This window comes from Nonomuraea sp. 3-1Str (assembly GCF_031570565.1).
GTDB lineage: Bacteria > Actinomycetota > Actinomycetes > Streptosporangiales > Streptosporangiaceae > Nonomuraea.
Genome location: NZ_JALHBK010000012.1, coordinates 157,101 through 183,324, shown reverse-complemented (window position 1 = coordinate 183,324; position 26,224 = coordinate 157,101). Strand labels below are relative to the sequence as shown.

25 protein-coding genes are annotated in these 26,224 nt (G+C 72.5%); 20 read left to right on the top strand and 5 right to left on the bottom strand.

The annotated features are described in order from the left end of the window. Positions 1 to 11: 11 nt before the first annotated feature. The gene (locus MTP10_RS20890; protein WP_310711183.1) at positions 12 to 1,190 is read right to left on the bottom strand and encodes an amidohydrolase; all 1,179 of its coding nucleotides are present in this window, start codon (positions 1,188 to 1,190) and stop codon (positions 12 to 14) included. Between the two features lie 146 nt (positions 1,191 to 1,336). Here MTP10_RS20890 and MTP10_RS20885 point away from each other — a divergent pair, with 146 nt between their 5' ends. The 3 genes from MTP10_RS20885 to MTP10_RS20875 all read left to right on the top strand — a co-directional run bounded on the left by MTP10_RS20885 (position 1,337) and on the right by MTP10_RS20875 (position 5,447). Beyond that, positions 1,337 to 1,894 (top strand): TRIC cation channel family protein, encoded by a 558-nt coding sequence (locus MTP10_RS20885; RefSeq protein ID WP_310711182.1) that lies wholly within the window; start codon positions 1,337 to 1,339, stop codon positions 1,892 to 1,894. A gap of 95 nt (positions 1,895 to 1,989) precedes the next feature. Further along, the gene (locus MTP10_RS20880; RefSeq protein ID WP_310711181.1) at positions 1,990 to 4,560 is read left to right on the top strand and encodes a DUF6493 family protein; all 2,571 of its coding nucleotides are present in this window, start codon (positions 1,990 to 1,992) and stop codon (positions 4,558 to 4,560) included. After that, positions 4,557 to 5,447 carry a hypothetical protein gene (locus MTP10_RS20875; RefSeq protein WP_310711180.1) on the top strand — a complete coding sequence of 297 codons (891 nt, stop codon included), beginning with the start codon at positions 4,557 to 4,559 and terminating at the stop codon, positions 5,445 to 5,447. Before MTP10_RS20880 ends, MTP10_RS20875 begins: the two co-directional genes overlap by 4 nt. 76 nt (positions 5,448 to 5,523) lie before the next feature. On the opposite strand, the gene MTP10_RS20870 is transcribed toward MTP10_RS20875, so the two are convergent. Next, a complete protein-coding gene (locus tag MTP10_RS20870; RefSeq protein ID WP_310711179.1) occupies positions 5,524 to 6,336 on the bottom strand; it encodes a hypothetical protein in 813 nt (270 codons plus the stop codon). A 160-nt stretch (positions 6,337 to 6,496) separates the two neighbouring features. On the opposite strand from MTP10_RS20870, the gene MTP10_RS20865 reads away from it, so the two are divergent. Next, on the top strand, positions 6,497 to 7,366 hold the full coding sequence (locus tag MTP10_RS20865; RefSeq protein WP_310711178.1) for an alpha/beta hydrolase: 870 nt from the start codon (positions 6,497 to 6,499) through the stop codon (positions 7,364 to 7,366). Positions 7,367 to 7,439: 73 nt separating this feature from the next. On the opposite strand, the gene MTP10_RS20860 is transcribed toward MTP10_RS20865, so the two are convergent. Continuing rightward, positions 7,440 to 8,084 (bottom strand): TetR family transcriptional regulator C-terminal domain-containing protein, encoded by a 645-nt coding sequence (locus tag MTP10_RS20860; RefSeq protein ID WP_310711177.1) that lies wholly within the window; start codon positions 8,082 to 8,084, stop codon positions 7,440 to 7,442. 124 nt (positions 8,085 to 8,208) lie between these two features. Between MTP10_RS20860 and MTP10_RS20855 the strand changes: the two genes are divergently transcribed. From MTP10_RS20855 to MTP10_RS20805, 11 genes are all read left to right on the top strand, one after another. Then, the gene (locus MTP10_RS20855; protein WP_310711176.1) at positions 8,209 to 8,388 is read left to right on the top strand and encodes a hypothetical protein; all 180 of its coding nucleotides are present in this window, start codon (positions 8,209 to 8,211) and stop codon (positions 8,386 to 8,388) included. Between the two features lie 144 nt (positions 8,389 to 8,532). Then, a complete protein-coding gene (locus tag MTP10_RS20850; RefSeq protein WP_310711175.1) occupies positions 8,533 to 8,913 on the top strand; it encodes a phage holin family protein in 381 nt (126 codons plus the stop codon). Continuing rightward, positions 8,910 to 9,698, top strand: a complete 789-nt coding sequence (locus MTP10_RS20845; RefSeq protein ID WP_310711174.1) for a DUF3618 domain-containing protein — start codon at positions 8,910 to 8,912, stop codon at positions 9,696 to 9,698. The genes MTP10_RS20850 and MTP10_RS20845 overlap by 4 nt, the downstream gene beginning before the upstream one ends. 47 nt (positions 9,699 to 9,745) lie before the next feature. Then, complete coding sequence (locus MTP10_RS20840) at positions 9,746 to 10,630, top strand: YihY/virulence factor BrkB family protein (RefSeq protein ID WP_310711173.1); 885 nt, start codon at positions 9,746 to 9,748, stop codon at positions 10,628 to 10,630. After that, entirely contained in the window at positions 10,627 to 11,055 is a 429-nt protein-coding gene (locus tag MTP10_RS20835; RefSeq protein WP_310711172.1) for a protease inhibitor I42 family protein, read from the top strand. The genes MTP10_RS20840 and MTP10_RS20835 overlap by 4 nt, the downstream gene beginning before the upstream one ends. Before the next feature lie 58 nt (positions 11,056 to 11,113). Beyond that, positions 11,114 to 11,896, top strand: coding sequence for a DUF1838 family protein (locus MTP10_RS20830; RefSeq protein WP_310711171.1), 783 nt, complete (start codon positions 11,114 to 11,116; stop codon positions 11,894 to 11,896). Between the two features lie 9 nt (positions 11,897 to 11,905). Next, positions 11,906 to 12,352, top strand: a complete 447-nt coding sequence (locus tag MTP10_RS20825; protein ID WP_310711170.1) for an HIT family protein — start codon at positions 11,906 to 11,908, stop codon at positions 12,350 to 12,352. A gap of 11 nt (positions 12,353 to 12,363) precedes the next feature. Next, positions 12,364 to 13,542 carry a histidine kinase gene (locus tag MTP10_RS20820; RefSeq protein ID WP_310711169.1) on the top strand — a complete coding sequence of 393 codons (1,179 nt, stop codon included), beginning with the start codon at positions 12,364 to 12,366 and terminating at the stop codon, positions 13,540 to 13,542. Positions 13,543 to 13,575: 33 nt separating this feature from the next. Further along, the gene (locus MTP10_RS20815; RefSeq protein ID WP_310711168.1) at positions 13,576 to 14,325 is read left to right on the top strand and encodes a LytTR family DNA-binding domain-containing protein; all 750 of its coding nucleotides are present in this window, start codon (positions 13,576 to 13,578) and stop codon (positions 14,323 to 14,325) included. Continuing rightward, the gene (locus MTP10_RS20810) at positions 14,322 to 14,774 is read left to right on the top strand and encodes a hypothetical protein (RefSeq protein ID WP_310711166.1); all 453 of its coding nucleotides are present in this window, start codon (positions 14,322 to 14,324) and stop codon (positions 14,772 to 14,774) included. Before MTP10_RS20815 ends, MTP10_RS20810 begins: the two co-directional genes overlap by 4 nt. Then, positions 14,771 to 16,258, top strand: coding sequence for a cation acetate symporter (locus MTP10_RS20805; RefSeq protein WP_310711165.1), 1,488 nt, complete (start codon positions 14,771 to 14,773; stop codon positions 16,256 to 16,258). Before MTP10_RS20810 ends, MTP10_RS20805 begins: the two co-directional genes overlap by 4 nt. Positions 16,259 to 16,270: 12 nt before the next feature. Here the strand turns inward: MTP10_RS20805 and MTP10_RS20800 are convergent, their stop codons facing one another. Then, positions 16,271 to 17,755, bottom strand: coding sequence for a serine/threonine-protein kinase (locus MTP10_RS20800; protein ID WP_310711164.1), 1,485 nt, complete (start codon positions 17,753 to 17,755; stop codon positions 16,271 to 16,273). Positions 17,756 to 17,840: 85 nt separating this feature from the next. Beyond that, positions 17,841 to 18,818 carry a LacI family DNA-binding transcriptional regulator gene (locus MTP10_RS20795; RefSeq protein ID WP_310711241.1) on the bottom strand — a complete coding sequence of 326 codons (978 nt, stop codon included), beginning with the start codon at positions 18,816 to 18,818 and terminating at the stop codon, positions 17,841 to 17,843. 35 nt (positions 18,819 to 18,853) lie between these two features. Between MTP10_RS20795 and MTP10_RS20790 the strand changes: the two genes are divergently transcribed. The 5 genes from MTP10_RS20790 (at position 18,854) to MTP10_RS20770 (ending at position 26,073) form a co-directional block, all read left to right on the top strand. Next, positions 18,854 to 20,017, top strand: a complete 1,164-nt coding sequence (locus MTP10_RS20790; RefSeq protein WP_310711163.1) for a PLP-dependent aspartate aminotransferase family protein — start codon at positions 18,854 to 18,856, stop codon at positions 20,015 to 20,017. A 103-nt stretch (positions 20,018 to 20,120) separates the two neighbouring features. Beyond that, positions 20,121 to 21,383: a sugar ABC transporter substrate-binding protein gene (locus MTP10_RS20785; RefSeq protein ID WP_310711162.1), complete on the top strand. Its 1,263-nt coding sequence runs from the start codon at positions 20,121 to 20,123 to the stop codon at positions 21,381 to 21,383. Further along, positions 21,380 to 22,279: a sugar ABC transporter permease gene (locus MTP10_RS20780; protein WP_310711161.1), complete on the top strand. Its 900-nt coding sequence runs from the start codon at positions 21,380 to 21,382 to the stop codon at positions 22,277 to 22,279. The genes MTP10_RS20785 and MTP10_RS20780 overlap by 4 nt, the downstream gene beginning before the upstream one ends. Next, positions 22,276 to 23,091, top strand: coding sequence for a carbohydrate ABC transporter permease (locus MTP10_RS20775; protein WP_310711160.1), 816 nt, complete (start codon positions 22,276 to 22,278; stop codon positions 23,089 to 23,091). The genes MTP10_RS20780 and MTP10_RS20775 overlap by 4 nt, the downstream gene beginning before the upstream one ends. Before the next feature lie 126 nt (positions 23,092 to 23,217). Next, positions 23,218 to 26,073, top strand: coding sequence for a glycosyl hydrolase family 95 catalytic domain-containing protein (locus MTP10_RS20770; RefSeq protein ID WP_310711159.1), 2,856 nt, complete (start codon positions 23,218 to 23,220; stop codon positions 26,071 to 26,073). The last annotated feature ends 151 nt before the right edge of the window (positions 26,074 to 26,224 follow it).

The window sequence follows — 26,224 nt, the reverse complement described above, 5'->3', positions numbered from 1 at the left end:
CGACCATCCCATCATGTGGAGCCCGGATGGGCTCGCCTACTGGTGCGACGAGCGCGACGGGCCCCGAATCGACACCCGAGGGATGATTCTTGGGCAACTCCTCGAACGTCACTCCTGTTCGGTGCCGAGGTAGGCGAGGGCGGCGACCACCGCGGCCTGGACGCCGGTGTCCAGGGTGGGCTGGATGACGGGTGCGGAGGCGGCGCTGTGGTTGACCGGGATGTCGGTGGCCAGGGTGCCCCTGCGGGCCGCGGTCTCGAAGGCGGCGGGATCCACGCAGCCGATGCCCCAGTAGGTGAACGGCACGCCGAACGCCTTCGGGATCTCGCTGAAGTCCTCGCTGGCCGTCTGCAGGTCCAGCGCCCCGCTCCGGAGGTGCGGACGTTGAGCTGGATCTCGGCCGACTCCGGGATGTTGTTGGGGTTGGTGCCGGCGTGGATGCTGCCCACGGTGAGCACCGCCGGGCTGAGCGGGGCCACCTCGCGGGAGACGACCGTCTGCAGCCGGACCACGAGCATCGAGGCCATCACCACCGGATCGACGCCCTTGTCCAGCGCCGAGCCGTGGGCCGAGCGCCCGTACAGGGTGACCCGGTAGTTGTCGGCGGCCGACAGCGCCGGCCCCGGTCGGGTCAGCACCCGCCCGGCGGGATAGGGCAGGACGTGCTGGGCCAGGCACACGACCGGACGGGGGACGCGGTCGGTCAGCCCGTCGGCGATCATGCGGTCGGCGCCGTCACCGGGTTCCTCGGCGGGCTGGAACAGCGCGATGAACGTGCCGCTCCAGGCGTCCTTGACCTGGGCCAGCAGCCGCGCCGCGCCGAGCAGGCAGGTGACGTGCATGTCGTGGCCGCAGGCGTGCATGACCGGCCGGCCGTCGCCGTCGGTGGCCGTGCTCGCGTACGGCAGGCCGGTCCGCTCCTTGATCGGCAGGGCGTCCATGTCGGCGCGGAACAGCACCCCCGGGCCGGTGCCGTTGACCAGCACGCCGACCACGCCCGTGCCGCCGACGTGCTCGTGCACCTCGTACCCGCACGCCCGGAGCCGCCCGGCCACCTTGGCGGAGGTGCGCCTCTCCTGGTGTCCGAGCTCGGGATGGGCGTGCACGTCGCGATAGCAGTCCTCCAGGTCGGCGCGGATCGTGTCCAGCTCGGCCAGCACCCGGCTCGCGCTCGTCTTCCCGCCTGACATCGGCTGCTCCCCATCCACGCCGTGGGTAACGCTCAGGGATGTTTCCGCCGTGGCCGCTCGATCAGGTCAGGGGTCCGGCAATGGCTTCGGCAAGGCCGTAGGCGGCCCTGCCGTCCGCGCCGGTCGTGCTCTCTACGCTCCTGCCTGTGCGGATCGAAATGATCACGACCGTGCTGGACCTGATCGGGGTGTTCATCAACGCGTTGCTCGGTGGGTCGGTGGCGCGCAGGCGCGAGCTGGACCTGTTCGGGTATGTGGTGATCGGGACGGTGTCCGGGCTCGGTGGCGGCCTGATCCGCGATGTGCTCCTCCAGCACGGGCCGCCCCTTGCCCTGACCAACCCGCTCTACATCCCCATCGCTCTGGCCGGGGCCGTGGTGGCGTTCCTGCTGGCGTTCACCGAGGAGGACTGGAGCCGGTTCTTCTACGTGCTGGACGCGATCGCGCTGTGCGTGTGGGCCGCCGCGGGGGCGCAGCGCACCCTGGCGACCGGGCTCGCCTGGCTGCCGGCCGTCCTCCTGGGGACCGTCACCGCCGTCGGCGGCGGGGCCACCCGTGACCTGATTTCCTACTGGCGGGGCTGGAACCTGCCCGGGGGGCTGGAGTGGCAGCCCCGCGACGTCATCGGGAAGATCGCCCACCCGCCGTTGCCCGGCCGGCGCCGCCAGAGGCAGAAGCCCGACCCCGGCGACCGGAGCGATTGACCACCCGCCGCAGAGCGGCTGCTGCCCATGGAGCGAGCGGGTGGGAGTGGCCGCCGTACCCAGAAGTGTCGGCACCGCTGGTTACTGTCCCCGCCATGGATCACTGGGACGAGATCAGGAAGCTGATCGAGAAGCGGCACGCCGACCGGCTCGCCGAGCGGGTCAAGGCGCTGGACGACGTGGCCCGCGCGGACGTCGCGGCCCGATTACCGGCACTGCGCAAGGAGCTGCGGGGCTGGTTCGATCAGTGGGACGACGGCCTGGTCGACTACGCGCCGGTGCTGCGGGTGGCGGGCGCCGCCACCTTCGGCGGCGCGGCGGCCGTGGCGTCCTGGCTGTACCGGCGCGACTTCGCGCCGCAATGGGCCGGCCCCGACAACGACGTGGACCTCATCCTCACGGTGATCGCGGACCGGCCCGCCGCCTGGCGTGCCGACCTGGCCGAGCGGCTGACGCTGCGCATCCGCGCCTCGGACGACCGCGGCATGCCGCTCGCCCTGGCGCTGCTCCGCGAGACCGGCGTCGAGCCGCCGCCGCACGACCCGCTGGTGGCCGGATGGGTGGAGCGCGGGCCGTCGCGACTGGGCGACGACCCGCTGCTCGACCAGCTGCTCCCGCGGCTGTTCGAGGCCCAGGGCGTGGGGCGGGTGCTCCAGTGGGAGAAGGACCCTGGAGAGGGCTGGCTCGGCGCTCTGACGGAGCTGGCCGAGGCGGGGCGGGTGAAGCGCGAGGCGCTGATCGAAGGCTGCGTGCGCCGCTTCCTGCTCGGTGGCACAGCACGAGACCTGCGGTTCTTCGTCCATCTGCACGAGGCTCTGAACCCTTCTCCCACCGAGACGGCCTCCCGCGCTCGCGACTATCTGCGCCTGCTGCCCGCATCGCCCGGTCCGGTCGCCGAGCTGGCCATGAAGCGCCTGCGCGCCTGCGACGACCTGGGCGCCGACGATCTCGCCGAGGCGTGGGACTCGCTGCTGTTCCGCTCCGAGCGCAAGCTGGTGCGCGCCGGGCTGTCGTGGCTGGACCGCTCTGTCCGTCACACGTCCGCGCTGGCCGGCATGGTGGCCGCGCCGCTGGCCCGCGCGTTCGGGGCCGACTCCATCGAGCTCCAGGAGACGGCCGTCGGGCTGGCCCTCGCCCACGCGGAGGGCATGAGCGAGGAGGGGCGCGCCACCGTACGGGAGGCGATCGAGCTGCTCGCGCCCGAACCCGGCCACCGGGCGGCCGCGGTGTTCGGGGGAAGCGTGGCCGAGGCTGCGCCCTCGTTCGTACCGTCGCTGCCCGACCCGGCCGAACGCGTCCGCGGCGTCGAACCCCCGATCGAAACCGTCGAGGAGTTCGTCCGGCCGAGCGCGGAAGGGACGTACTCGTGGCAGGCGTGGGAGCGGCTGCTGGCCGGGTTCGTCACGCTCGCGTCCCGTGACCGGGCAGCCATGAAGGCGACGCTACGGCCGCTGATGATCGGCGCGTATACCGGGGCGTACCACGGGGAGAGCTGGGAACGGGCCGAGGAGTGGCTCCAGGGCGCGATGCACTCCCTCACCGCGACCGCGCCCGTCCGGGACGCCTGGCGGCGCTTCATGCCGAAGACCCGCCTGCCCGCGCCGCACCGGCTCCTGCTGCACCGCGTGGCCGAGATCCTGCGGGCCGTCGAGCAGGACACCCTCCCGCCGCTGCTGCTCGCCACGCCCACGCACAGCACGGGACACGTGGCGGCGGCCGAGTTGGTCCGGCGGCTGGAGGTCGTCGAGGCGGCCGGGGCCAAGCCGCCGGCCGCCGACCTTCAGCAGGCGCTGCTACGGCTGCCACGCGTCTCCGAGCCCGGGGTGGCGGAGCGGGCGGCTCGCCTGACCTCCGCCGCGGGCCGGATCGTCGCCGGGTGGACGTGCCCGGAGGTCGAGATCAAGCTGGGGTGGACCTGCGGCGACCACGGCGACGACCATGACTGGCACGACCGCGGCCATCACCACGCCGCGCGTCCGGTGGTGGAGACCACCGTTGAGCTGACCGGCCTGCCGCTGGTGGACCTGATGCTCGGCGTCCCCCGCCACTCGTCCGGGGCACAGCACAGCGACTGGTGGGCCTCCACCCTGCCTTCGCACCGCGAGGTCGCCGCCGCCTCCTTCATGCCGTACGTGCTCGCACGCCACTGGGGCGCTCCCGCCATCGGACCGGAGCAGGCCCGTGCTCTCGTCCGGGCCGACGGGCCGGCCGGTGCGGCGTGCGCGGTGGTGCTCGCCCGCGTCCTGGGCGACCCGCGGATGCCCGAGTCGGTCGACGTCCTGCTGGAGGCCGCCGCGCGGGACGAACTGCCCGCCTCCGAGATCGGCCGCCAGGCCGGGCTCCTCGTGGCGAGCGGAGAGGTCAGGATGGTCGACATGGTCGCCGCGCTCGACGCCGCGGCCAGGCGGGGCGCCCACGCCTCCGTGTGGCGGATCGCCGCCGCGGCGCTGCCTGTGCTGCTGCCCGCTTCCGGCGGGCGCCCGCACAACGGCCTGGCCGAGTTCGTCAGGCTCGCCGTCGTGGCCGCCGAGTGGTGCGGCGCGCACGGCGAGATCCCCGAGGTACGCGACATGGCCGCCCGCAAGGGGAACAGCGGTGTGCTCCGCGAGATCCGCCGGCTGCACGACCGGCTCACCGGCGGCTCCGCCCAGGAAGGACGATCATGATGTCCCATCGCCACAACTGGCCCGCCCGGCCTGACGAGGGCCACCGCATGCGGATGACGATCGGCGACCTGGCCCGCGCCGCCGCCCCGCCGGGCTGGTCCCGGCTCACCGTCCGCCGTTCCCAGGTCGGCGCGCACGCGCTGACCACCCTGATCTGCGACGGCCGCGAGGTCGCCGCCGAGGGCGTCGACGAGCAGTTCCAGCGGCTGCGCGAGCTGTCCTACCGAGCCGATGCCGGCACCTGGTTCACCTGCGAGCTGGAGTTCACAGCCGGGAGCAGGGGCTACACCGGCCATGTCGACTCCTCCGCGCCGCCGTTCGCGGACGTGCCGGCGCCGGCGGCGCTGGCGGAGCTGACCCTGTTTCCCCACGAGGAGCCCCCCGGCTGGTTGCTCGCCGCGCTCCCCACCGCCGCGCCCATCGCGCTGCCCACCGCGTACGGCGACCGCCGCCACCGCCGGCACCGCCACAGCGACCACGAGCCGCCGCCCCCGCCGCCTGCGCCGATCACCGGCGAGCTGGCCTACCGCCCGGCCACGGCCATGACCGCCCACGTCTTCGAGCATCACCAGGAGCCCGACCTGCACGACGTCTACCTGACGGGGCAGGCGGACGAGCCGGAGTGCCTTCTGGTGGGCTGCTCCGCGAACGCCCTCTGGGCGTCGCGCGGGGGCACGCGTGGCACTGGTGGAGGCATGCGCTCCATCACGCTCGACGGCGAGGTGCTCCGGCTGGAGCTGACCCCCGAGGCCGCCGACGCGCTGGAGACCGAGACCGCTTTCGAGGTGCGCCTCGACATGCCGCCCGAGATGACGGCCCGGCTGGCGGCCGTTCTGCCCGGCATGCTGCGGCGCGTCACCGGGGCGCCGGAGCTGATCGGCTTCTGAAGCCTGGTGCCGGCGCGCAGGGCCTCGTCGCACGCGACGCGCCGCGACGAGGTCCTGCGCGCCGGCCGGGCCGTGCTCACTTACGGCGGTCGCCGCGGGAGGGAGCGATGTACACCTTGGCGGCCGGGGGCGGAGTGATGCGCACGCGGCTGCCCCACCCCGTGTAGCGGGTCTCGACGGCGATACTGTCCTCTCCCGCCACGGCGGGGACGAGGAAGGCCGTGGCCGGGTACGACGTGACGAGCCGCTCGGGCAGGCCGCCGGATCCCAGCGTGAGCTTGTACTCCAGCGCGTCGTCGCCCTTCTCCTCCACCACCACGGTGGTCCGGTACCAGGGGGAGATCTTCCACAGCCTGGCGAGGGTGATGTGGCCGGAGTAGGTGCGCCCCGCCCGCCTGCCGCCACTGATCAGCGCTTTCAGTGTGGCCGGCTCGGCGGGATTCACGACCTGGCCGTACCTCCCGCTCATGCCGTTGGTGACCGTCTTCCTGGGGACGAACCAGGTCTTGCCCTTGGGCAGGTCGCCGTAGATGGGAGCGGCGGTGTTGTAGCTCTTCCTGCCGACGGTGATCGTCCGTTCCGGCTCGGCGAGAGCCGTCAGGCCTCCTGGGACGTCGGGTGCTTCGAGGGGTTTCGCGGTGATGTCCGAAGCGACGATCCCGGTCCTGCCGAACTGCAGCGCGCCGGTGCGCCGGAGGTAGGGCGTCCTGCCGTCGAACTTCACGTACGACGTGACGTCGGTGAACCGCACGCCCTTCCCGGCCACCATCTGACGCTGCAGAGCCTTGACGGGGTCGGCCGCCGCGGCGGCGTGCGCGGGAGGGGACGCGGCGCTGAGGAGGGTGGCGGTCATGGCCACGGTGCTCACGCCGGCGATGATGTGCTTCACGGGGGGATTCCTCTGTCCGAATGATGATCATTCATTCTGGCGCATCACCGGGACGCGGACATGCGCGTGCGGACGGCCGCAGGCTCGGCCGGTGGGCATAAAATAGCACGCACGGTCGTGCTAATATCTCGCCATCAGCCAACGGAACAGGGGAGTCGGCATGGGATCCAGTGTGGCGGTCGTCGGGGCGGCGCTCAACGGTGTGTCCAGGGTCTCGGCCCGGCTGGCCGGGGCGGGGGCCTTCGCGCTGTTCCGGGCGCCGCTCGCGCGCGGCAGACTGCGGCCCGGCGAGCGGGAGATGGTCGCCGCCGCGCGCACCGGCTCGCTGGAGGTCAACGGCAAGACCGCCGTCACCTACCTCTGGGGCGACGGCACGCGGCCGGTCCTGTTCGCGCACGGCTGGCAGTCGCGGGGCAGCCGCTGCGCCGATCTCCTCCCCGGCCTTCTGCGGCGCGGGCACAGCGTCGTCGCCTTCGACGCGCCCGGCCACGGGGAGGCCACCGGCCGGACCACCACCATCCTCGAATACCGCGACATCATCACCCGGCTGCACGACCGCTACGGCGACTTCGACGCCGTCGTCGCGCACTCCCTGGGCGTGCTGGCCTCGTTCTTCGCGCTGCGGCACGGAGTCCGGGCCGAGCGGGTGGTCGCCCTCGGCGGCGTCGTGGACTTCGGGTACCTCCTCGACGCGTTCTGCGCCAAGCTCGGGCTGTCCGAGCCGGTGAAGGATGAGCTGCGCGGCCGGATCGAGCGGGACCTCTTCCCCGGTGAGCCGGCCATCTGGACCCGCTTCTCGGTGCTGGACCGCCCCGAGGAGCTGCGCGTCCCGATCCTGGTCCTCCACGACGAGGACGACGACATGGTCACGCCGACCGAGGCGAGCCGCGTCGTCGCCGCGTTCGGGGAGCAGGCCCGGCTGATCACCACGCGGGGGCTCGGCCACCGCCGCATGCTCGGCGACCCCGAGGTGGTCCGGACGGTGCTGGACTTCGTGGCCCCCGAGAGCGACCGCCAGCCCGCCCGGTGAGCCCGCCCAGTGAGGCCGCCCGGTGAGGCCGCCCACTGAGATCGGCTGGTGAGCTGGGCCGGAGTCGCCCGGGTCAGGGGGCGGCGGGCAGCGCGGAGGGGTCGGTGGCGACGGCGCGCAGCCGGCTCAGCACGGCCGTGGCGGCGCGGCGGTAGCAGGCCGGGTCGCCGTGCAGCAGCGACAGGCCGTTGGCCGCTTCGAGCAGGGCGATGACCTCGAAGGCGAGCTGGGGCACGTCGGTGTCCCGCTTCGCCTCGCCGAGGTCCAGCGCCTCGGTGATCGTCTGCTCCACGAAGCGGACCCAGTCGGCCTGGGCCCGCGCGATCGCGTCGCGCACCGCGCCCTCGCGGGCGTCGAACTCGGCGGCGACGGCGTAGAAGAAGCAGCCCCCCGGGAAGACGCGCTGCTCGGAGTAGGCCAGCCAGCTCTGGCACAGCCGCCACACCCTGCCCAGCCCGGCCGGCGCCCGCAGGGCCGGGCGGACGACGTGCTCGACGTACACCTCGGCGGCCGCGCGGACCGTCGCGAGCTGGAGCTCCTCCTTGGCGCCGAAGAGCGCGAAGACCCCGCTCTTGCTGAGGCCGAGCTCCCCGGCGAGCCGGCCGAGCGACAGGCCCTCCAGGCCCTCCACCGAAGCCACCTTCGCCGCGTGGCCCAGGACCAGCCGACGGCTCTCGTTGCCCCGCTCGACGCGCCTGTCGACGCGTGTACCCGCCATCCCCGATCCTCCCGATCGCCGTGCCCGACCACGTCGTCCCATGATAAGTGGACGATCGTACGGTTTGTGGACGGTCGTACGGTCAAGGCGGGGCATGATCATGGGCCGGTTGTACGGTGAACGTATGAACCCTCCCGGATCGTGGTGTGAGCGGCCCGAGCCGCAGGCTCCCTCGTGCGAGCTCCCGTCCCCGTGGAGCAAGCCGGAGCGCCCGGCCGACTGGTGCGACGTCCCCGAGTCGCCGATCAAGTCGCCGATCGTCTCCGTCATCGGCCACTTCCTGAAGGCCGCCGCCAGGCGCTGAGGGGCCGCTGAGCCGACGGGGCCGCCGTCACACGCAGCCGCGGCCCCGCGATCCGCTGCGCCGCGCTCCAGGGCATGGCCGAACGCCCGTGATAGAAGGGCGATCCGGTGGGTAGGCGCCTTCCTCGTCAGAGGAGGCGAGGACGTGAACGAGACCCACAAACTGGTCAATGATCTGTCCGAGCAGGTCACCCGGCTCGTCAAGGACGAGCTGCGGCTGGCGCGGCTGGAGCTGGCCGAGAAGGGCAGGCACGCCGGGTTCGGCGCGGGCCTGTTCGGTGCGGCGGGGATGCTCGCGTTCTTCGGCGGCGCCGCGCTGGTCGCCGCCGTCGCGCTGCTCCTGGCACTGGTCATGCCCGCGTGGGCGGCCACCGCGGTGGTGGCGGGCGCGCTGTTCGTCATCGCGGCCGTGGTGGGGCTGGTCGGCAAGAAGCAGGTGGAACGGGCCAAGCCTCCGATGCCGAGCGAGGCCATCGAGAGCGTGAAGGCCGACATCGACGTGGTCAAGGAGAAGGTGCGGCGATGAGCGAGACGGATCCCGGATACAGCAGCGGCCAGCACGCCGGGGACGTCGGCGCCCACAGGACGACCGTGGGCATGCCGACCGACGAGGAGTCGATCAACGTGCCCCAGACCCGGGCCGGCGCGGCGGAGAACGCCCTCAAGGCCGAGGAGGACCGGGCGGGGCACGAGACGTTCGACCCCGAGCCGCTGGTGCGTGACGAGCGCACGGACGCCATCGAGGGCCGCGAGGGGGAAGCCCGCTCCCAGGGCCCGCAGCAGGTGACACCGGAAGCCAGGCACGGCTCCGGTACGGGCACAGGCGCCAACTCAGGACAGGCGCGCGAGACGACGACGGGACGTCGCGGCCGGGACGGCCGGGACGGCGAGGACGACGACGAGGAGGGACGAGTGCGTAAGCGCATCGAGGAGACCCGCGGGCAGCTGGGCCACACCGTGGCCGAGCTGGCGCACAAGGCGGACGTGAAGCACCGCGCCGGTGACGCGGCCGAGACCGCCAAGGCCAAGGCGGGCGAGATGGCGGGCACGGTCACCGGCAAGGCCAGTGAGATGGCCGGGACGGTCACGGCCAAGGCCGGTGAGGTCGCGGGGACGGTCACGACCAAGGCCGGTGAGGTCGCGGGGACGGTCACGACCAAGGTCCGCGAGGTCACGCCCGACCAGGTGAAGGACGCGGCCGACAAGGTCACCACGCAGGCCCGCAGGCGGCCCGCGCTGCTGGTGGTCGCGGCGGGCGCCCTCGCCGTGTTCGTGCTGCGCCGCGTCATGAGGCGCGACCGGCACAGGTGAGCGCTCCCGAACGTCCCACCGACTTCCCGTGCAGAGCCTGGTGGAGCGTGCTGAAGCGCACGTTCATCGAGTTCAAGGACGACAACGTCCAGGACCTCGCCGCCGCGCTCACCTACTACGCGGTGCTGTCGATCTTCCCGGCGATGATCGTGCTGGTGTCGCTGTTCGGCCTGCTCGGCCGCGACGACACCGCGGTGATCGTGGGCAACCTGGCCGTGGTGGCGCCCGCCGAAGTGCGCGACCTGCTCACGCAGGGTGTGGCGGGCGTCCAGCGGGTCGGGTCGGCGAGCGTGTTCGCTCTCGTCGGCCTGGCCGTGGCCCTGTGGTCGGCCTCCGGCTACATCGCGGCCTTCATCCGGGCCTGCAACGCGATCTACGACATCGGGGAGGGCCGGCCGTTCTGGAAGACCACCCCGCTGCGGATCGGCCTGACCGTCCTGGTGACCGTGCTGCTCGCGGTCGGGGCGATCGCGGTCACCCTCACCGGCCGGCTCGCCGACCTGGCGGGGCGCGCGCTGGGACTGGGCGGAGCGGTGGTGACCACCTGGAACATCGTCAAGTGGCCGGTCCTCGCCCTGATCGCGGCCGGCCTCATCATGGTGCTCTACTGGGCGGCGCCCAACGTGCGCCAGCCGGGCGTGCGCTGGATCAGCCCCGGAGGGCTGCTCGCGGTCGTTCTCTGGGTGATGGTCTCGGCCGGGTTCGCGCTCTACGCGAGCCACTTCGGCTCCTACAACAAGACGTACGGCACGCTCGCGGCGGTCGTGGTGTTCCTCATCTGGCTGTGGCTGTCGAACATGGCGCTGCTGTTCGGCGCCGAGTTCGACGCCGAGCTGATCAGGGAGCGCGCCATCGCCGAGGGCAGCCCCGTGGAGCGGGAGCCGTACGCCGAGCCCCGGGACGCGCCCGAGCCCGATACGCTGCCTGAGTGAAGCGTCGGCCGGCCTCAGCCCTGCTCGTGGTGCTGACCGCCGCCGTCGTCGCGGGATGCGGCGGCGGCGCGGCGGTCAGCGACCTCGGCGTGATCTTCAAGGGCGCCAAGGGCGCGACCGTCCCGGTGGAGCTGCATTCGGGGCAGCGGTTCTCGCTGGCGGTGCCCGACGACCCGGCGGCGGGCGACAGCTGGACCCTGGAGGCGGTGCCCGACGCCCGGGTCGCCTCGTACATCAGCAAGGAGCGCCGGCGCGACGGCTCCCCGGGCACCGCCTACTTCGTGTTCAACACCAAGCGGCCCGGCACGACGAGCGTCAGGCTGTACGACTGCTGGCGCTGCGGCGGCGCGACGTCGCCCCCCACCGAGGAGAGCCGCCTGCGCTCCGGCGAGGCGGTCTTCGACCTCACCGTCACCCCCCGCTGACCCGTCCGGGGGCGCCCGTGTCCTTGATCCGGAGGCGCGGGTCGGGGAGGCTGCGGGCATGGACAACGGCAGCGACTACGGCAGGGACTTCGTACGGGTGCGCGCCGCCGCGGACGGCGCCGAGACGATCTCCTGGTGGACCGGCGACGTGTACGGCTGGCGGCGCGACGACGGACCGCACCACCTGTTCGGCTTCGAGGGCCTCAACGTGGCCCGCGCCGAACGCGGCGACGCCGGTTGGCGGCTGCTGACCCGCGAGGCCGCCGCCTACCTCGACCCTGTCACCCGGGACGTCCTGTCCACCTGGGACAACCCGTTCACCGGCGAGAGCGTCGAGGTGCGGCACGTCTTCAACGACCCCGTCAACCAGCCGCTCGGCGACCGCGCGGTGCCGTTCACCCGCGTCGGCGACCAGGTCGTCTACAACGTGGACGTGCGCCTGGCCTACCCGTCGCCGCTCCCGGTCGCCGACTTCCCCGAGCACTCGGCGGGCGACACCTACCGGGCGATGGAGCTGTTCCAGTTCTTCGCCCGCGCCGCCGATCTGGACTCGGGCGTGGCTGACGTCCCCTGCGTGTTCTCGTGGTGCCGGGTGTCGCCGTGGCTGCCGTGGATGGCGATGGGGCAGCGCGAGGGGGCGCTCGTCTACCACTGCCGGGGCGGCAAGGTCACCGAGGTGCCCGGACGGCTGGCCCGCTTCGCCGGCGAGCGCTTCCTGCGCGCCCCGGAGGCGTGGTCGGCGCCGAACATGACGAGCTGGACCGACTTCCGCGACCACCTGCGGGGCGCGGGCCGGCCCCGGCGGGACGCGGCCGGGACCGCCGAGGTGGCCGGCGGGTAGGGTCGGCCGGTGAGCACCGACCTGTTCTGCGAGATCGTCGCGGGGGAGCGGCCCGCGTTCGTCGTGCGCGCCGACGAAGTGGCCGTCTCCTTCCTCGACGCCAGGCCCCTGTTCAAGGGCCACGTGCTCGTGGTGCCCCGGCGGCACGCCGAGACGCTCGCCGACCTGCCGCTGCCCGACGTGGGGCCGTTCTTCGAGCGGGTCCAGGCCGTGGCCCGCGCCGTGGAGGAGGCCATGGAGGCCGCCGGCACGTTCGTCGCGATGAACAACCACGTCAGCCAGAGCGTCCCCCACCTGCACGTCCACGTGGTGCCGCGCAACCGCAAGGACGGCCTGCGCGGCTTCTTCTGGCCGCGCACCAAGTACGACTCCGACGAGGAGGCCCGCTCGTACGCCGACGCCGTCGCCAAGGCGCTCGCCCAGGGCCAGGGCGGGCCCTGGGGGTCTGCCGAGTAGGCTCGCGCGGTGTGGAGTACCTCGTCGGCGTCGCCGTGGCGGCGGCACTCGTGGGCGTGCCGGGGCTCGTCCTGTGGCGCGTCATGCGCGGCCGCCGGGAGCTCGGCACCAGCCCGGCCGAGCGGGCCACGTTCGAGACGCTGCACACCGCCTCCCTCGCCGGCCCGCCGCTGCGCGCCGGGCTGACCGCCGACGGCGCCGAGCGGGCCTCGCGGCACCTGCGCGCGCTGCTCGGCTCCTCCGCCGTGGCCGTCACCGACGGGGAGCGGCTGCTGGTGTACGACGGCGCGGGGGAGCACCACGCCGGGGAGGCGTTCGAGCACGCGCGGGCCACGCTCAAGGACGGCCGGACCCAGGTGCTGGCCGTCGACTGCGACCTGCTGGAGTGCCCGATCCGGCATGCCGTGGTCGTGCCGCTCACCACCGACGACCGGGTCGTCGGCGCGCTGGCCGCCTACGGCCCCCAAGCCTCGGCGGGGCTGGTCAAGGCCGCCCAGGAGGTCGCGGGCTGGGTCGACTCGCAGCTGGAGCTGGCCGAGCTGGACCGCTCGCGCACGCTGCTCATGGAGGCCGAGGTGCGGGCGCTGCGCGCGCAGATCTCACCGCACTTCATCTACAACTCGCTCACCACCATCGCCTCGTTCGTCCGCACCGACCCCGAACGGGCCCGCGAGCTGCTGCTGGAGTTCGCCGACTTCACCCGCTACTCCTTCCGCCGGCACGGCGAGTTCACCACGCTGGCCGAGGAGCTGCGCTCGATCGACCGCTACCTCACCCTCGAACGCGCCCGCTTCGGCGACCAGCTCCAGGTGACCCTGCGCATCGCCCCCGAGGTGCTGCCCGTCGCCGTGCCGTTCCTGTGCCTGCAGCCGCTCGTCGAGAACGCCGTACGCCACGGCCTGGAGAGCCGCAACGGCGTCGGCCGCATCGCGATCATCGCCGAGGACGGCGGCGCGGAGTGCCGCATCAGCGTCGAGGACGACGGCCTCGGCATGGACCCCGAGCGGCTGCGCCGCATCCTGGCCGGCGAGGTCGCGCCGGCGGGCGGCGTCGGGCTGGCCAACGTGGACGAACGGCTGCGCCAGGTGTACGGGGACGAGTACGGGCTCGTCGTCGAGACGGGGGCGGGCGCCGGCACGAAGGTCAACGTCAGGTTGCCGAAGTATCACCCCGGCGTCTCGGCCCGTTGACCGCGTCGGTAGTTGTCGGTTTTATCACTGTCTATGGCGCAACTCAGGGTTCTCGCGGTCGACGACGAGCTGCCCGCGCTGGAGGACCTGTCATACCTGCTGCGCGCCGACCCGCGCATCGGGGAGGTCGCGACCGCCCGTGACGGCGCCGCGGCCCTGCGCCTGCTGGACCGGGCCATCGCCGAGGGCCGGCCGATCGACGCGGTGTTCCTCGACATCAGGATGCGCGGCCTGGACGGCGTCGTGCTGGGCCGGCTGCTGTCGCGCTTCGCCAACCCGCCCCGCGTGGTGTTCGTCACCGCGTACGAGGAGCACGCCATCGAGGCGTTCGAGATCAAGGCGGAGGACTACCTGCTCAAACCGGTGCGCCCCGAGCGGCTGGCCGAGGCGATCCGGCGGGTCGCGGTCTCGGCGGACGTGCCCGCCGAGGGCGGCGAGTCCGACACCATCCCGGTCGAGCTGGGCGGGGTCACCCGGTTCGTCTCCAGCACCGACGTGGTCTACGTGGAGGCGCACGGCGACTACGCCCGCCTGCACACGGCCACCGGCAGCCACCTGGTGCGCATCCCGCTGGCCGTGCTGGAGGAGCGCTGGGCCTCGGCCGGGTTCGTCCGGGTGCACCGCAGCCACCTGGTGGCGGTCAAGCACATCGAGGAGCTGCACATCGACTCCGGGCGCTGCACGGTCAGGGTGGGGGACACGGAGATCCCGGTCAGCCGCCGCCACACGCGCGAGCTGCGCGACCTGCTCGTGCGCCGCGCCCGCAGGGGACGCGCCGAATGAGCCGCGACCCCGAGACCCCGCGCCCGCAGGGGGCCCGCCGGACGGGCCGCGACCCCGAGACCCCGCGCCCGGCCCGGCGCGGCGAGCAGCCGCGGCGGGTGGCCGTGACCAGCCCGCGGACCGCCGCCGCGCGCCGGCCCCGCTACCCGGCGACCCGGGAGATCGACGAGCAGACCCATCTCGGCGAGGTGTACATGCGCTCCCTGCTGCGCACCCAGTTCCGGCTGGCGCTGTTCGTCTGCACGGTCCTGGGCTGCGTGGTGTGCGGCCTGCCGCTGCTGTTCCTGCTCATCCCGCGGCTGCGCGAGGCGGAGCTGCTCGGCGTCCCGCTGCCCTGGGCGGTGCTCGCCGGCCTCATCTACCCGGCCTTCGTCATCGGGGCCTGGCTGTACGTGCGGCAGGCCGAACGCAACGAGCGCCACTTCGCGGACCTGGTCGAACGCCCGTGAGCCTCGCCGCCGTCCTCGTCGTCGTCGTGGCGGCCGTGCTCATCGGCGCGTTCGGCATCCGCGTCTCCCGCACCACCTCCGACTTCTATGTCGCCTCCCGCACGGTCAGCCCCCTCTGGAACGCCTCCGCCATCGGCGGCGAGTACCTGTCGGCCGCCTCGTTCCTGGGCGTGGCCGGGCTGATCCTGTCCTTCGGCGCCGACATGCTGTGGCTGCCGGTCGGCTGGACGGGCGGCTACCTGGTGCTGCTCGTGCTCGTGTCCGCCCCGCTGCGCCGCTCGGGGGCGTACACGCTGCCGGACTTCGCCGAGGCGCGGCTGGAGTCGATGGCCGTGCGCCGCGCCGCGAGCGTGCTCGTCGTCCTCATCGGCTGGCTGTACCTGATGCCGCAGTTCCAGAGCGCCGGTCTGGTGCTGCGGGAGATCACGGGGGCGCCGCGGTGGGCGGGCGGACTGCTCGTGGCGGCGGTCGTCGCGGTGAACGTGCTGTCCGGCGGCATGCGGTCGATCACGTTCGTGCAGGCGTTCCAGTACTGGCTGAAGCTGACGGCGCTGGCCGTGCCGCTGGTGTTCCTCCTCATGGCGTGGCGGGCGGGTGGCGCGCCGCCGCTGAGCCCGCAGGACGCCGCCACCTGGCAGGTGCCGCTGGCCGGGGGCAAGGAGTACGCGCTGTACTCGACGTACTCGCTGATCCTGGCCACGTTCCTCGGCACCATGGGGCTGCCGCACGTGCTCGTGCGCTTCTACACCAACCCCGACGGGCGGGCCGCCCGCCGCACCACGCTCGTCGTGCTGTCGCTGCTCGGCGCCTTCTACCTGCTGCCCGCCCTGTACGGCTGGCTCGGCCGGCTGTACGCGCCCGACCTCGTCCGCACCGACGCCGTCGTCCTCACCCTGCCCGGCCGGATGGTCGGCGGCACGCTCGGCGAGCTGCTGACGGCGCTGGTCACGGCCGGGGCGTTCGCGGCGTTCCTGTCGACGTCCTCGGGCCTGACCGTGTCGGTGGCGGGGGTGATCGCGCAGGACCTGCTCAAGGGCGGGGTGCGCTCGTTCCGGATCGCGACGCTGATGGCGGTGGCCGTGCCGCTCGCGCTCGCGCTCCAGGCCAGGGCGCTGCCGGTGGCGGACGTGGTGGGGCTGGCGTTCGCGGTGGCCGCCTCCTCGTTCTGCCCGCTGCTGGTGCTCGGCATCTGGTGGCGGCGGCTCAGCACCACGGGCGCGCTGGCGGGCCTGTTCGTGGGCGGCGGGCTGGCCTGCGCGGCGGTGCTCGTCACGATCGTCGGCGGTCCGTACGAGGGGCCGGCGAACGCGCTGCTGGCCCAGCCGGCGGCGTGGACGGTGCCGATCGCGTTCGTGGTGATGGTGGCCGTCTCGTTCCTCACGCCGCACCGGGTGCCGCCGGGCGTGGCCAGGACCATGGTCCGCCTGCACACCCCCGAGGACCTCAACCTGGACCGCGGCGACTGGCGTCCCCGCTCGTCCTGACCCCTGTGCCGCTCACTCGATGGGGACGTCCGCGAAGTAGCCGACGCTGGGGATCTGCACACCGATCCGGTCGGCGTCCTCGGGAACCCCGGTGAACAGCGAGTAGTAGGGCGCGGTGTCGCCGGGCCGCAGGGGGTTCCCGGTGGGACTGCAGGAGCAGGTGTCGCCCTCGGTCACCGGCCCGTACTTCCTGCCGGTCGCCGGGGCCACCAGCATCACCCCGGCGGTGCTGTTGTACTGCCACTTGCTGCCCGGCTCCGTGCCGAAGGCCGTCCACGGGTTCCAGGCCTTGTCGCCGGCGTTCCGCACCGACCACTGGAGGGTGACGGTACGGCCCTCACGGGTGAGCGAGGCGACCTCGACGTGCAGCTTGACCCCGTCGACCTGGAGATCGCGGCCCGCCGTGGGTGCGCCGCCGCCGGGCCGTTCCCGGCCGCCGTACAGCGTGAGGGCCAGCACGGCCGCCGAGACGGCCACGGCGGTCACCGCGACCAGCAGCGGCACCAGCCACCGGCGGGGCGGCCGGTCCGTCACGGGACGCGGGACGGGCGTGCCAACGTCCCAGCCGGCGGTCACCAGCCGGGTCGCGGCCTCCGCCGTCACCCTGTCGCGGCCGAGCAGCCGGTCGAGGAGTTGCTGGGCGGTGGGGCGGCGCGCCGGGTCCTTGTCCAGGGCCTGCTCGACCAGGGGGCGCAGCCGCTCGTCCAGGCCGTCCAGGTGCGGCACGTGGTGGGCGACCCGGTAGAGGATCTCGGCGTCGCTCCGGCCGGGGAACGGCGGGTGACCCGTGGCGGCGTAGGTGACCACGCACCCCCACGCGAACACGTCCGCCGCCGCGGTCACCCGCTCGCCGCGGCCCTGCTCGGGCGACATGTACGGCAGCGTGCCGACCACCACGCCGGTGTCGCCCTGCCCGGCGAGGGTGTCGGCGAGCTGGGCGATGCCGAAGTCGATGACCCGCGGTCCCACGGGGCTGAGCAGGATGTTCGACGGCTTGAGGTCGCGGTGCACCACGCCCGCCCCGTGGATGGCCGACAACGCCGTGGCCACCCCGACGGCCAGGGCCTCCAGCGTGGACCCGCTCATCGGGCCCTGCGCCTCCACCACGGCTGACAGGTCGGGGCCATCGATGTACTCGGTCGCGATGTACGCCTGCGCCCCGCCGGCGCCCGTGTCCGGGCCACCCGTGTTCGGGCCGCCCGTGTTCGGGCCGACCGTGTTCGGGCCGACCGTGTCCAGGCCGACGTCCAGCACGGCCGCGGTGCAGAACCGGGCGACCTGCCGGGCGGCCTCCGCCTCCGCGCGGAAGCGCCGCTGGAACTCCTCGCGCGCGGCCAGCTCCGGCCGCATGACCTTGAGCGCCACGTGCCGCCCGGAGCCGTCGCGCGCCAGGTACACGATGCCCATGCCGCCCTCGCCGAGCCTGCGGTCCAGGACGTACGGGCCGATGGTGCGCCGCTGCGCGCTGGTCGCGTCGGGGGATAGATGCCCATTCATCGCGCCCTATCATGCCGTGTCGCATCTTTTCCCGCAGCTCACCGCCTCCCCCGACCGAGCGCATGGCAGGCCGCGAACGGATCAGCTATCGGGAGGGCGGGGGCAGCTCGCCGGAGCCGCGGGCGACCAGCTCGACCGGGACCTTGACGCGACGCGGCGTGTCCGAAGGGTCCAGGAGCAGGTCCACCGCGCTGCGCCCGAGCCGGGTCACGTCGTAGCGCACCACCGTCACCCCGGGGTTGAACACGTCCGCCAGCGCGAAGTCGTCGAAGCCCACGTACGCCGGATGTTCGGGCCGTTCGCGTAGCGCCTGGAGGATGCCGATCGCCGCCCGGTTGTTGGTGGCGAAGAAGGCCGTGGGCGGGTCGTCCAGGGACAGCAGCCGCGCCACCTCGTGCCCGGCCCGCCACGGGTCGAAGACGCCCCGCACCACCAGCGACTCGTCCACGGCCACGCCCGCTTCCCCCAGCGCCGCGCGGTAGCCGCAGGCGCGGTCGTGGACCGAGCTGAACGCCTCGTCGTCGGAGATCAGCCCGATGCGCCGGTGCCCGCGGGCCAGCAGGTGCTCCGTCGCCATCCGGCCGCCCCGGACGTCGTCCAGCAGCACCACGTCGGCCCGCTCCAGGCCGTGCGGGACCCGGTCCACGAACACCGTGGTCAGGCCGCCGTGCTCGGCGAGCCAGCCGTGGTCGGCGGCCGACGGCACGATGATCAGCGAGTCGACGCCCCGCGCGTACATCGACTCCACGAGCATCCGCTCCCGCTCCGGCCGTTCCTCGTACGAGCCGAAGACCACGAGCGCCGCGTGGTCGGCCGCCGCCGCCTCGACCGCCTTGGCCAGCCGGGAGTAGAACTCGTTGGAGATGTTCTCCATGATCAGCCCGATCGTCAGCATGGTGGCGCCACGGGCCAGCCGGGCGGCCGCCTCGTTGCGGCGGAAGCCGAGCACGCCGATCGCCTCCTGCACCCTCCGCTGGAGGACGGGGCTGACGTGCGGCTCCTGATTCACCACCCGCGACACTGTCTTGAGGCTGACACCCGCCTGGCGGGCCACGTCGGCCATAGTGGGTTTGCGGCGCGCTGTCATACTGTGCCCCCATGGACGATGAATGGATCTGTGGCCGGCTGGGCGAGGACGAACCGTGGATGCTCGGCGCGGTCAACCCACCGGTGTTCGAGAACTCGGTGTTCACCTTCGCCACGGCCGGTGAGCTCGGCGAGGCGATCAGGAACGAGGACGAGCGGTACGTCTACTGGCGCGGCACGAACCCGACCGTGGACCTCGTCCAGCGCAAGCTGGCGGCGCTGGAGCGGGCCGAGCGGGCCAAGTGCTTCGCCTCCGGGATGGGCGCCATCTCGGCGACGATCTCGTCGCTGGTGTCGGCCGGCGACCATGTGCTGGTGCTGGGCGCGGTCTACGGGCCGACCACCCAGTTCCTGCGTTACCTCGAGAAGTTCGGCGTCACGCATACGCACGTCGACGATCTCGTCAGCTGTGACAGCGCTATCAGGGAGAGCACGCGTCTACTGTACTTCGAGTCGCCCTCCTACATGCGGTATGAGGTCTTCGACATCCCCGCCGTCACGGCGTGGGCCGCGGAGCGCGGCCTGGTGACGGTCATGGACAACACCTGGTCCACCCCGCTCTTCCAGAAGCCGCTCACCATGGGCGTCGACCTGGTGGTCCACTCGCTGTCGAAGTACGTGGGCGGGCACAGCGACCTGGTCGGCGGCGTGGTGGCCGGCCCGTCGCGGCTGATCCGGCCGCTCGCGCTGACCGAGTACCAGCTCTACGGCGCCGCCATGTCGCCGCACGACGCGGCCAAGGTGATCAAGGGGCTGCGCACGTTGCCCGTGCGGATGGCGGCCCACCAGGAGCGCGGCCTGGCGGTGGCGCAGTTCCTGGACGAGCACCCGGCCGTCCGGCGCGTCAACCACCCCGGGCTGCCCTCCCACCCGGACCACGCGCTGGCCGCGGGCCAGATGTCCGGCTTCTCCAGCCTGTTCAGCCTGGAGCTCGACACGGAGTCGCGGGAGGAGGTGGCGGGCTTCATCGACCTGCTGCGGCACTTCCGCGTCGGGGTGTCGTGGGGCGGCTTCGAGAGCCTGGTCAACGCCCCCGCCCTGTCCACCGAGGAGAGCGTGCGGGCCACCATGGGCATCCCCGTCGGCCTCGTCAGGCTGTCGGTGGGGCTGGAGCCGGCCGACACGTTGATCAAGGACCTGGGTCTGGCGCTGGAGGGGGTCGGTCGCCTAGCGTGACTGACAGCGCTGTCTGCCGTGTCATCCGGTAGTGCGGCCGGCGGTCCCCGCCGCCGGCCCGACGGCGGACTCCCAGTGCTGTCTTACTCGTGCGGAGGCACCTATGCGAACCCCCCTTATGTCGGCCTCAGCAGCAGCGATGGCCGCGACGCTCGTCCTCGCCGGCTGCGGCTCCGGCTCGTCCTCGGGTGAGGTCAAGCTACGCATGATCGAGAGCCTGACCAGCCCCGAACGGACCAAGCTGCTCAAGACCCTGATCGAGGGCTTCGAGAAGGCGAACCCGGGCGTGGAGGTGGAGCTCGTCTCGCCCCCGCTGGACAGCGCCGACCAGAAGATCACCCAGATCCTGCAGACGAAGAAGGACCTGGACGTGCTGGAGGTCCGCGACCACACGGCCAAGTCCTTCTCCAACAACGGCTGGCTGGCCGAGCTGCCCACCACCCAGTGGGCCGGCTGGTCCGACCTTACCGAGCTGGCCCAGAAGAAGGCCGTCGAGATCGGCGGCAAGGCGTACCTCATCCCGTACGGCTTCTACCAGCGCACGCTGTTCTACCGCACCGACTGGGGCCTGACACAGCCGCCGAAGACCTGGCAGGAGCTGTACGAGGCGGGCAAGAAGATGACCTCCGGCGACCGGTTCGGCTACTCCTTCCGGGGCGGCAAGGGCGGCGCCGACTACGCGGTCCAGATGATCAGCGCGTACAACGGCGAGGCCCTCGATCCGCAGAAGTCCTTCTACCTCAAGGACAAGCGGACGATCTTCTCGACGCCCGAGGCCGCGCAGGCCCTCGACCTGTACGTGAAGATCTTCAAGGAGGCGTCGCCGCCCGACTCGGTCTCCTGGGGCTACCCGGAGATGGTGCAGGGCTTCACCTCCGGCGTCACCGGCATGCTCATCCAGGACCCCGAGGTCATCAAGACCGTCGAGGAGAGCGGGGTCAAGGCGTGGTCGACGGCGCCGATCCCGAAGGGCCCGTCCGGCTACGCCTTCCAGCCGGTCGGCTACGCGGGCTGGGGCGTCACCTCCTTCAGCGAGCACCAGAAGGAGGCGGTCAAGCTGGTGCAGTACCTGTCGGAGGCCAAGCAGAGCATCGCCTTCGCCAAGGGCAACTCGCTCATCCCGATCTCCCGGCAGGCCCAGAACGACCCGCAGTTCTCGCAGGGCGCGTGGAAGGCGTACCTGGAGGCGCAGCAGGACCCGAAGCAGGTCATCACGGTCCGGCCGGTCGACTACCCGGGCTGGAGCCAGTTCATCGCCGACTCCGACCGTGACGTGCAGGCGCTGATCACCGGCAAGAAGACCGTCGCCGAGGTGCTCACGTCCTGGGACGCGTTCTGGGCGGACCAGGCGAAGAAGGTCTCGTGAGCCAGGTCGCCCGTCCCGCGTTCACCGGGCGCAGGGCCAGGTTCGTCGCGCTGTGCCTGCTGCCCGGCGTGGTGTTCGTGCTGGTGTTCACGTACTACCCGATGATCCGCGGCGCGGTCATCGCCTTCCAGCGCTACAACCTGTTCGACCTGACCTCGACGCCGTTCGTCGGGCTGGAGAACTTCCGGGCGGTGCTGGCGGAGGACCGGTTCTGGACCGCGCTGCGCAACACCGGCACGTGGGTGGCGGTGTCGCTGTTCTTCCAGTTCTTCCTCGGGTTCGGGCTGGCGCTGCTGCTGCGCCGGCACTTCCGGGGCCGCGGCCTCTACCAGGCGTGGGTGTTCTTCCCGTGGGCCATGTCGGGCTTCCTCATCGGGCTGCTGTGGCGGTGGATGTTCAACGGGCAGTTCGGCGTGGTCAACGACCTGCTGCTGAAGGCCGGGATCATCGACGGGCGGATCGGGTTCCTGGCCTCGCCGGGCTGGGCGATGACCTCGGTGATCGTGGCCAACGTCTGGTACGGCGTGACGTTCTTCGCCATCATGATCATGGCAGCGCTCCAGTCGGTGCCGGCGGAGCTGTACGAGGCGGCGTCGGTGGACGGCGCCTCCCGGCTGCGGCAGTTCTGGCACGTGACGCTGCCGCACATCCGCCCGACGCTGGCCCTGATCGTGCTGCTGCGGATCATCTGGATCCTCAACTTCCCCGACCTCATCTACGCCATGACCGGCGGCGGGCCGGCGGGGAGCACCGACATCATCACGACGTTCCTCATCCAGCAGGTCATCGGCGGCGACTACGGCCGGGCCGGCGCGGTCGGGATGCTCATCCTGGGCCTGCTGCTCGCCTTCAGCGTCTTCTACCTCAACGCCACCCGATTCGAGAGGTCCCGATGAGACGCCTGGCCAAGGGGACCGTGCTCGCGCTCTGGCTGGTGATCACGCTGTTCCCGCTGTACTGGATCGCCGTCACCTCGCTCAAGCCCAAGGCGGAGATCTTCTCGATGCCGCTGAGGTACTGGCCGGGCGAGGTGACCTTCGAGCACTACGCGGACCTGTTCTCGTTCGCCGACTTCGGCGCGTACCTGCTCAACAGCCTGCTCGTCTCGCTGGTCGCGGCGGCGGCCGTCACCGTGATCGGGGTGCTCGGCGGCTACACGCTGGCGCGCTTCTCCTTCCCCGGCAGGGGCGCGCTGATGCTGGCGTTCCTGGTCACGCAGATGATCCCGCTGTTCATCGCGCTCGGGCCGCTGTACCTGCTGATGTCCGACCTCGACCTGCTCAACCATCTCGCCGGGCTCATGCTCGTGTACGTGGCGATGCTGGTGCCGTTCTCCACGATCATCATGCGGGGGTTCTACGAGCGGATCCCGGTGGCGCTGGAGGAGGCGGCGCAGGTGGACGGGGCCTCCCGGCTCGCGGCGATGGTCCGCGTGGTGATCCCGGTGATGCTGCCGGGCATCGCGGCGACGTTCATCTTCGCGTTCGTGCAGTGCTGGAACGAGCTGTTCCTGGCGATCACGTTCATCGACAGCGAGGACGCCAAGACGATCCCGGTGGCGATGAACTCCTTCATCACTCAATACGACATCGACTGGGGCTCCATGGCCGCGGCGACCGTGGTGTCGGTGATCCCGACCCTGGTGCTCTTCGCCGCCATCAGGCGCTACATCGTGGAGGGGCTCACCGCGGGCGCAGTCAAGGGGTGAGGGGGGCTTGACAGAGGCAGACATCGGATGGATCTTCTCATTCATCAGCGGTCTCGCCCCCCAATCCCCGCGCTGGAGCCTTTCATGTCCGAAAATTCGCCCTTAACGCCGGAAGTCCTCGGAGGTATGGCCTCACGCCGAGCCGTCATCGGCTCCGCGGGCGGCCTCGCCCTCGCTCTGCTCACCACCGCCGCCACCGCCGGCCCCGCCCGGGCGGTCACGTCCGCCACCGGAGCGTCCGCCGGCGGGGCGGCCGCTCCCGCCTGGCGGCTCCAGCAGCGGATCACCTGGCAGGACTTCATGAGGGACCAGGACCTGCGGTGGGGCCGGATGCCCAAGGCCTGGCACGAGGGCCCGTTCCTCGGGGACGGGCTGCTGGGCAGCATGATCTACCAGGAGCCCGGCCAGAACAAGATCCGCTTCACCGTCCAGCACGGCCGCGTTCAGGACCACCGGCCCGAGTTCGGCAGCGGCTGGGGCACCTGCCGGCTGCCCGTCGGCCACCTCACCCTCGACCCCGTCGGCGCGATCACCGCGGTGGACTGGCGGCTCGACCTCTGGAACGCCGAGTTCACCGGCACCGTCACGACCGACAAGGGCACGCTGACCTGCTCGGCGTTCATCCGGGACGAGATCCTCGTGGCCAAGGCCACGGCCGCCGGCGGCGAGCAGGTGCGCTGGACCTTCCACCCGGAGGAGGCCGCCAGCCCCCGCGGGGCCAGTGAGGCCCCGCCGTCCGGCTACGCCCCCAACCCCGCCTGGACCACGGCGTCCTCCGGCGGCATCGCGCAGGTGATCCAGCCGCTGACCGGCGGCGGCCAGACCGCGACCGCCTACCGGGTGCGCGGCGACACGCTCATGCTGACCGTCGCCCACAGCTTCCCCGCCGCCGACGCCCAGGCCGCCGCCGTGGCCCGGATCAAGGGCGCCGAGCCGTACGGCACGCTCAGGCAGCGGCACCGCGACTGGTGGCACGACTTCTACGGCAAGAGCTTCATCTCCCTGCCCGACGAGCGGCTGCAGAGCTTCTACTGGATCCAGCTCTACAAGACGGCCTCGGCCAGCCGCGCCGGCGGGCCCGTCATGGCGACGACCGGCCCCTGGCTGGAGCCGACCCCGTGGCCCGCCGTGTGGTGGAACCTCAACGTGCAGCTGGAGTACTGGCTCATCCACGGCTCCAACCACCTGGAGCTCGACTCGCTCACCTCCACCCTGGACCGCAACCGGGACCAGCTCGTCGCCAACGTCCCCGCCGCCTACCGGTCCGACTCCGCGGGCGTGGGCCGCAGCTCCGACATGTTCGCCACCCGCGGCGTCGGCACTCCCGGCTCCGGCGCCGAGGTCGGCGACCTCACCTGGGCGTTGCACAACGTCTGGCTGTCCTACCGGCACACCATGGACGACGGGCTGCTGCGGGACACGGTCTTCCCGCTGCTGCGCCGGGCCGTCAACTACTACCTGCACTTCCTGGCCCCCGGCGCCGACGGGAAGCTGCACCTGCCGAGCACGCTGTCGCCGGAGTACCCCGTCACGCCGCCGCGCGACACCAACTACGACCTGGCGCTCATCCGCTGGGGGTGCCGGACGCTGCTCGACTCGGCCGCGCGCCTGCGCGTGGACGACCCGCTCAAGGCCCGCTGGCAGGAGGTGCTCGACACCCTGGTGGACTACCCGGCGGACGCCAACGGCTACATGATCGGCGCCGAGACCCCGTACGACCAGTCCCACCGCCACTACTCGCACCTGCTCATGGTCTACCCGCTGTACCAGGTCAACTGGGACCAGCCGGAGCATCGGGAGATCATCGAGAAGTCGGTCGTCCGCTGGCAGTCGCTCACCGGCGCGCACCGCGGCTACAGCTACACCGGCGCCGCCTCCCTGTACGCGATGATGGGCCGCGGCGACACCGCCCTGTCGTACCTGGACAAGTTCTTCGACCCGGCCAGCCGCTTCCCCTGCCGCGCCAACACCCACTACGCCGAGGGCGGCCCGGTCATCGAGACGCCGCTGTCGGCCGCCCAGTCGATCCACGACATGCTCTGCCAGAGCTGGGGCGGCGTCGTCCGGGTCTTCCCGGCCGTCCCGGCCGCCTGGCAGGACGTCACGCTGCACGACTTCCGCACTCGGGGCGCGTTCCTCGTCTCCGCCGTACGGCGGGCCGGCGTGACCCGCTTCATCCGGGTCAGGAGCCTGGCCGGCGAACCGTTGCGGCTCAGGCACGGCCTGACCGGCAAGATCACCGCGGTGCTGGACGACGGCGCCGCGGCCACGGTCAAGGACCTGGGCGGCGGCGTCGTGGAGATCACCCTGCCCCAGGGCCGGGAGGTCCTGGTCCACACCGGTGCGCGGCCGGACGTGGTCGTCGCGCCCGTGGCGACGGCCAAGCCCGCCGACCCGTGGGGACTGCCGCCGATCCCCCCGCCGGGACCGACCACCCCGGTGAGCCTGTCGGCTTACTTCGACAACGACGCGGTGTCCTCCCACGAGGCCATGACCGACGGCGACGCCGACGGCTCCGGCTACACCTACCCGGCCGAGGAGCTGCCGCCCGCCGGCCCGCTCGTCCACGAGGGCCTGACCTTCACCTTCCCCGCGTACGGCGACGGCACCAGGAACAACGTGACCGGGCAGGGCCAGACCATCGCCGTGCCGGCCGGTAGGTACACCAGGGCGCGGCTGCTGGGCGCGGCCACCTCCGGGGCGCTCACGGGCACGCTGACCGCCACCTACGCCGACGGCTCCACCGCCCAGGTGCCGTTCACGATGCCCGACTGGGGCGGCGCGGGGGCCTCGCCGACCACCGAGGTGCTGCGCTGCACCCACCGGCACGGCCGCACCGGCTCCAACACGCTCAAGGTCGGCCTGTTCGAGACGCGGGCGGAGCTGGACCCGGCCAAGGAGCTGCGCTCGCTCACGCTGCCGGCGCTCACCCGCCCGCAGCTCCACCTGTTCGCCCTCTCGCTGGAAGGGCCGGCCCGATGAGCGCGCGCGTCCCGGAGGCGCGCGACGTGCCGGCCGCCGGCCGGGCCGCCCCCTGGGGACCGCCCTGACCGACGTCGGCGGGGCCGACCGTTCGTCGCGCGAATGGGACCTTTCATCGCAAGCGCCGCACGGTTGGCCTCAATGCCGTGGC

Excerpts from the sequence above, each read along its gene's own strand:
- MTP10_RS20800 (WP_310711164.1), bottom strand. The coding sequence starts at position 17,755 with ATGAATGGGCATCTATCCCCCGACGCGACCAGCGCGCAGCGGCGCACC.
- MTP10_RS20875 (WP_310711180.1), top strand. The coding sequence starts at position 4,557 with ATGATGTCCCATCGCCACAACTGGCCCGCCCGGCCTGACGAGGGCCAC.
- MTP10_RS20855 (WP_310711176.1), top strand. The coding sequence starts at position 8,209 with ATGAACCCTCCCGGATCGTGGTGTGAGCGGCCCGAGCCGCAGGCTCCC.
- MTP10_RS20770 (WP_310711159.1), top strand. The coding sequence starts at position 23,218 with ATGGCCTCACGCCGAGCCGTCATCGGCTCCGCGGGCGGCCTCGCCCTC.
- MTP10_RS20865 (WP_310711178.1), top strand. The coding sequence starts at position 6,497 with ATGGGATCCAGTGTGGCGGTCGTCGGGGCGGCGCTCAACGGTGTGTCC.
- MTP10_RS20860 (WP_310711177.1), bottom strand. The coding sequence starts at position 8,084 with ATGGCGGGTACACGCGTCGACAGGCGCGTCGAGCGGGGCAACGAGAGC.
- MTP10_RS20810 (WP_310711166.1), top strand. The coding sequence starts at position 14,322 with ATGAGCCGCGACCCCGAGACCCCGCGCCCGCAGGGGGCCCGCCGGACG.
- MTP10_RS20845 (WP_310711174.1), top strand. The coding sequence starts at position 8,910 with ATGAGCGAGACGGATCCCGGATACAGCAGCGGCCAGCACGCCGGGGAC.
- MTP10_RS20790 (WP_310711163.1), top strand. The coding sequence starts at position 18,854 with ATGGACGATGAATGGATCTGTGGCCGGCTGGGCGAGGACGAACCGTGG.
- MTP10_RS20795 (WP_310711241.1), bottom strand. The coding sequence starts at position 18,818 with ATGGCCGACGTGGCCCGCCAGGCGGGTGTCAGCCTCAAGACAGTGTCG.
- MTP10_RS20890 (WP_310711183.1), bottom strand. The coding sequence starts at position 1,190 with ATGTCAGGCGGGAAGACGAGCGCGAGCCGGGTGCTGGCCGAGCTGGAC.
- MTP10_RS20785 (WP_310711162.1), top strand. The coding sequence starts at position 20,121 with ATGCGAACCCCCCTTATGTCGGCCTCAGCAGCAGCGATGGCCGCGACG.
- MTP10_RS20775 (WP_310711160.1), top strand. The coding sequence starts at position 22,276 with ATGAGACGCCTGGCCAAGGGGACCGTGCTCGCGCTCTGGCTGGTGATC.
- MTP10_RS20830 (WP_310711171.1), top strand. The coding sequence starts at position 11,114 with ATGGACAACGGCAGCGACTACGGCAGGGACTTCGTACGGGTGCGCGCC.
- MTP10_RS20880 (WP_310711181.1), top strand. The coding sequence starts at position 1,990 with ATGGATCACTGGGACGAGATCAGGAAGCTGATCGAGAAGCGGCACGCC.
- MTP10_RS20815 (WP_310711168.1), top strand. The coding sequence starts at position 13,576 with ATGGCGCAACTCAGGGTTCTCGCGGTCGACGACGAGCTGCCCGCGCTG.